Genomic DNA, 3,762 nt, shown 5'->3' on the forward strand with positions numbered 1-3,762 from the left:
TGACGATCGGCGCGCCGATCTCCCGGGCCAGGCCTTCCAGGTCGATGCGCAGGCCCTGACGCTGGGCGAAGTCGTACATGTTGAGCGCCAACACCAACGGTCGCCCGACGGCCTTGAGCTCCAAGGCCAGGCGCAGGACCAGGCGCAGGTTGGTGGCGTCGGCCACGCAGACCACCACGTCGGGCGGGACTTCGCCTTCCAGCCTCCCCAGCACCGCGTCGCGGGTGACGACTTCATCAGGACTGCGGGCGCGCAGGGAATAGGTGCCGGGCAGGTCCAGGATGTGGAGGCTGCGGCCGGCCGGCGTGACGACCAGGCCTTCCTTCCGCTCCACCGTCACCCCGGCGTAGTTAGCGACCTTCTGCCGCGCGCCCGTCAGGGCGTTGAACAGGGCGGTCTTGCCGGAATTGGGATTGCCGACCAGCGCGACGCGGGCCGACGACAGCGTTGCGTTGCTCATAGGCGCGGGGTGTCCAGGAGGATGAACACGTCCTCGGCGTCGCGGCGACGCAGGGCGACGCGGGTGTCGTCCACGCGAACGGCGATGGGATCGTGACGGATCGCCCCCTCGTGGAGCACCTCGATGCGGGCGCCCTCGACGAAGCCGAACTCTAGCAGGCGGCGCTGCAGTTCGTGCACGTCCACCCCGTGGGCGAGCGGCGCGCTCTCGGCGCGGACGTCGACAATGACCCCCACGGCGCCGACGTCAGCGGCGCTCAGGCGCACGACCACGCCCTCGACGGCAAGCGCGGCCGGACCTGGTTGGCCCGAAATATCGTTCATCGCGAGGTCCTTACGCGCCCCAATTGCGAACGATTATCATTCACTGTCGGCCCCGTCGAGCCTCAGCTTTGGTCAGCGCGCCTTCGCCGCGGTCAGGGAGACCAGGGACCGGCCCAGCTTGAAGACCGGCACACCGTAGCTGATGGCCTCGGTCGCGGCCGGCGCGACCTCCGCTCGGTCGCGCAGCCTTGGTCAGGCTTGCCTCTATTGGCATCTAGTGACACGGTAAGTGCCACTAGATGCGGGGGGTGGGATGACGCAGACTCTACTCACGGCCGACGACGTAGCGTTCCTGAGGACGCCGGAGGCGAACTTCGCCGAGTTGCCTGACTATCCCTTCGCTGCGAGCCACATCGTGTTCGAAGGTTTGCGGCTGAGCTACGTGGACGTCGGCCCGCGGGATGGTCCGATCGCCTTGCTGATGCACGGCATGCCGACCTGGAGCTTCCTGAACCGCCACATCATCCATCGGCTGATCGCCGAGGGTTGGCGCTGTGTCGCCGCCGACCACATTGGGTTCGGGCGATCCGACAAGCCCATCGATGACGGCTGGTATTCGATCGCCAGGCACGTGGCGGCGCATCGAGCGCTGATCGAGGCCCTGGACCTGCGCGAGGTCACCCTGTTCTGCCAGGACTGGGGCGGGCCGATAGGGCTGGCCCAGGCGGCGGAGACGCCGGAGCGGTTCTCGCGGCTTGTGATCATGAATACCTGGCTGCATCACGAAGGCTACGACTACACGCCAGCCCTGAGACAGTGGAACGCGCAGTGGCGGACCGATGGGCTGTTTTCGACCAACATCCCAGAGCGACTTTCCGTTGGCTGGTTCATGATGCTGCCACTGGGCCACATGGCGTCCCGCGACCTGTTCGCCATCGTCCAAGACGGCGCCTATCCCGACTTGACCCCGGCGCAGGCGGCGGTCCGGCGTGGCTACGACGCGCCCTTCGAAGGCCTGGGGCGAACCGGCCATGCCGGCGTGCGGCGGTTTCCACTCAGCCTGCCGTTCGACAATCCCGTCGGCGGCGCGGCGGAGGCTCAGGCCGGCTGGTTCCAGGCCCTGCTGGCTTGGAAAAAGCCTGTCAACTTCATCTGGGGCGGCGCCGACGCCGTGTTCACCGAGGCTTGGGGACGGGAATGGGCGGGGCGGCTTCCGCAGGCCACCTTCGACCTTCTGCCCGAGGCCGGACACTTCCTGCAGGACACCCACAGCGAAGCGATCGTCGATTTGTTCCTGGCCCGGAGCGAGGCATGAGCTTCTTCCCGCCTTCGACCAACCATCAGTACCGCGGGGCCAAAGTCTCGGTCTGGTTCCTAACCTTGTCGGCCGTCCTGACGCTGATCCCGGCGGCGATACACAGCTTCTTGCCGGACGGTGGGGCGGAGGTGATCGGAGGCTTGGACCTGGGCGACAGGCGCGAGCTGGTGATCGGGCTGTTCCGCTGGGAGGGGGCCACCCAGTTCGCGCTCGGTTTCGCCGTGCTGGCGGTGGCCCTGCGCTATCAGGCCCTGACGCCGCTGTTCCTGGCATTGTTGATCGTGGAGCGCGGCTTGATCACGCTGCACGGCTGGGTCCTGGGACCACAAGGCGGCCACCATCCGCCTGCGCACTACGCCAGCGCCATCACCGTGGTTCTGGCCGGGATCTTCCTTTGGCTGTCGCTGCGCCCCAGCGGAAAGCAGCCGGCTCACGACGTTGAAGGGACCAAGCCATGACCGATCCGATCGCGCTGTCCGGGGCTCCCGGCTCGCCCTACACGCGCAAGATGCTGGCGGTCCTGCGTTACCGGCGCATCGCCTACCGGTTCTTGCCGCCCTCGGGTTCGGCCCTGGCGGGGCTGCCCCATCCGAAGGTCGCGCTGCTGCCGACCTTCTATCTGCCCGACGAGACGGGCGCGCTGGCCGCCGTCACCGACTCCACGCCCCTGATCCGTCGACTTGAGCGTGAGCACGAGGGCCGAAGCGTGATCCCGGCCGACCCGTCCCTGGCCTTCATCGACGAGCTGATCGAGGACTATGCCGACGAATGGCTGACCAAGGCGATGTTCCACTATCGCTGGTCCTATGCGCCCGACATCGCCAAGGCCGCCGCCATGCTGCCCTGCTGGCGCGGCTTCTGCATTCCCGACGAGGAGCTGGCGCAGCGCGGGGCCATGATCTCCGAACGCCAGATCGGGCGCCTGCGCTATGTCGGCTCCAACCCCGTCACCGGGCCGGTGATCGAGGCGAGCTATCGCCGCTTCCTGGAGGCCTTCGAGGCCCATCTGACCCACCAGCCCTACCTGCTGGGCCGTCGCCCCGCCGCCTGTGACTTCGCGGTGTTCGGACAACTCACCCAGCTCGCCGAGTTCGACCCCACGCCCATGGCGCTCACCCTGGCGCTCGCGCCTCGGGTCACCGCCTGGGTGGGGATGATGGAAGACCAGTCGGGGGTGGAGCCCTCCGATGACGACTGGATCTCGCTGGACGATCCGCCAGCGACCCTAAAGGCGTTGCTGGCCGAGATCGGCCGGGTCTACCCGCCGGTCATGCTGGCCAACGCCGCCGCGGTGATGGCCGGTGAGGCGGAGGTACAGGCGATCGTCGACGGCCAGCCCTGGACCCAGCAGCCGTTTCCGTACCAGGCCAAGTGCCTGCAATGGCTGCGGCAGTCTCACGGGCGGCTGGACGGTCGGGCGCGGGCGCAGGTCGACGGATTGTTGGGAGCGAGCGGCTGCTCGCCGCTGTTCGCCCCGGCCGACGTGGCGTGACGCAGCAGATCGGCGAGGACGGCCGCCGCCGTCGCGGACAGGACAACCGCGCCCGTATCGTCGCGGCCATGCTGGAGATCATCCAGGGCGGCGACCTGTCGCCGGGCGCCGAGCAGGTGGCGACCCGCGCCGATGTCGGGCTGCGCACGGTGTTCCGACACTTCAAGGACATTGACAGCCTCTATCGCGAGATGTCCCAGGTCATCGAGGGCGAGCTGCGGGCTTTGGT

5 protein-coding genes and 1 pseudogene are annotated in these 3,762 nt (G+C 68.1%); 4 read left to right on the forward strand and 2 right to left on the reverse strand.

What is annotated here, in order from left to right; genetic code table 11:
- The coding region (locus RMO04_RS14645; protein WP_309645504.1) for a FeoB small GTPase domain-containing protein at positions 1-460 on the reverse strand (460 nt) is incomplete at its 3' end.
- The gene (locus RMO04_RS14650; RefSeq protein WP_309645505.1) at positions 457-783 is read right to left on the reverse strand and encodes a FeoA family protein; all 327 of its coding nucleotides are present in this window, start codon (positions 781-783) and stop codon (positions 457-459) included. The genes RMO04_RS14650 and RMO04_RS14645, both read right to left, overlap by 4 nt.
- A gap of 253 nt (positions 784-1,036) precedes the next feature.
- On the opposite strand from RMO04_RS14650, the gene RMO04_RS14655 reads away from it, so the two are divergent.
- From RMO04_RS14655 to RMO04_RS14670, 4 genes and pseudogenes are all read left to right on the forward strand, one after another.
- Positions 1,037-2,038, forward strand: a complete 1,002-nt coding sequence (locus tag RMO04_RS14655) for an alpha/beta fold hydrolase (RefSeq protein WP_309645506.1) — start codon at positions 1,037-1,039, stop codon at positions 2,036-2,038.
- Positions 2,035-2,499, forward strand: coding sequence for a hypothetical protein (locus tag RMO04_RS14660; protein WP_309645507.1), 465 nt, complete (start codon positions 2,035-2,037; stop codon positions 2,497-2,499). Before RMO04_RS14655 ends, RMO04_RS14660 begins: the two co-directional genes overlap by 4 nt.
- On the forward strand, positions 2,496-3,533 hold the full coding sequence (locus tag RMO04_RS14665) for a glutathione S-transferase N-terminal domain-containing protein (RefSeq protein WP_309645508.1): 1,038 nt from the start codon (positions 2,496-2,498) through the stop codon (positions 3,531-3,533). Before RMO04_RS14660 ends, RMO04_RS14665 begins: the two co-directional genes overlap by 4 nt.
- Positions 3,497-3,762 (forward strand): annotated as a pseudogene (locus tag RMO04_RS14670) (TetR/AcrR family transcriptional regulator); the annotation flags it as partial. The gene RMO04_RS14665 and the pseudogene RMO04_RS14670, both read left to right, overlap by 37 nt.

The organism is Phenylobacterium sp., assembly GCF_031412415.1.
Taxonomy (GTDB): Bacteria; Pseudomonadota; Alphaproteobacteria; order Caulobacterales; family Caulobacteraceae; genus Phenylobacterium.